Genomic DNA, 1,096 nt, shown 5'->3' with positions numbered 1-1,096 from the left:
TCTTGTAATCTTTTTAGATGAAATAGATTCCCTAACAGATGAAGCTTTAATCTTTATTTTAAGACAATTACGTTCGGGTTTTCCCCGTCGTCCCCAGGGGTTTCCCCATTCGGTCGGATTAATTGGTATGCGGGATGTGCGGGACTATAAGGTTAAATCCGGTGGAAGTGAAGGACTCAATACCTCCAGTCCCTTCAATATCAAGGCTGAATCCTTGACTTTAAGTAATTTTACCTTACGTGAAGTAGAAGAACTTTACTTACAACATACACAAGCTACGGGACAGGTGTTTACCACAGAAGGAATTCAACAGTCATTTTATTTAACCGATGGACAACCGTGGTTAGTCAACGCCCTAGCTCGTCAAGCTACCCAGGTTTTGGTGAAAGATCTAACCCAACCCATTACCGCTGAGGTGATTAACCAGGCTAAGGAAAATCTCATTCAGCGCCAGGATACCCATTTAGATAGTTTGGCAGAAAGATTACGGGAAGAGCGGGTCAAAACCATTATTGAACCAATTTTAGCAGGTGAAGATTTACCTGATGTACCACAGGATGATATTCGTTATGTCCTGGATTTAGGACTGTGTCGAGACCGGGGACATGGCTTAGAAATTGCCAATCCAATTTATCAGGAAGTTCTACCTTTGGTGTTGAGTTACACAACCAGGGTTTCCATTGGAGTTATTGAACCTCGTTGGCTAAATGAACAGGGGGAACTATTACCCGATGAATTATTGGAAGCATTTCTGGAGTTTTGGCGACAACATGGAGAACCACTACTCAAAAGTGCGCCCTACCATGAGATTGCTCCCCATTTGGTGTTAATGGCATTTTTAAATCGGGTAGTGAATGGTAGTGGTACGTTAGAACGGGAATATGCCATTGGTTCTGGAAGGATGGATATTTGTTTACGCTATGGCAAAGTGGTGATGGGCATAGAGTTGAAGGTGCGGAAAGAAAAGTTAGACCCGCTAACCCAGGGTTTGATCCAATTGGATAAATATCTGGATGGGTTAGGATTAGATACAGGTTGGTTAGTGATTTTCGATCGCCGTGCGGGGTTACCACCCATGGGAGAGAGAATTAGTACG

The 1,096-nt window shown here is 43.2% G+C and carries 1 protein-coding gene; it reads left to right on the top strand.

Translation table 11 applies throughout. The features are described from left to right. Nucleotides 1-1,096, top strand: a 1,096-nt coding sequence (locus tag NWP17_RS10160; RefSeq protein ID WP_280654798.1) for an ATP-binding protein, incomplete at both ends; no start/stop codon positions are given.

It is taken from the genome of Chrysosporum bergii ANA360D (assembly GCF_029891735.1).
GTDB classification, from domain to species: Bacteria; Cyanobacteriota; Cyanobacteriia; order Cyanobacteriales; family Nostocaceae; genus Umezakia; species Umezakia bergii.
This window is presented reverse-complemented; position numbering and strand designations above follow the sequence as displayed.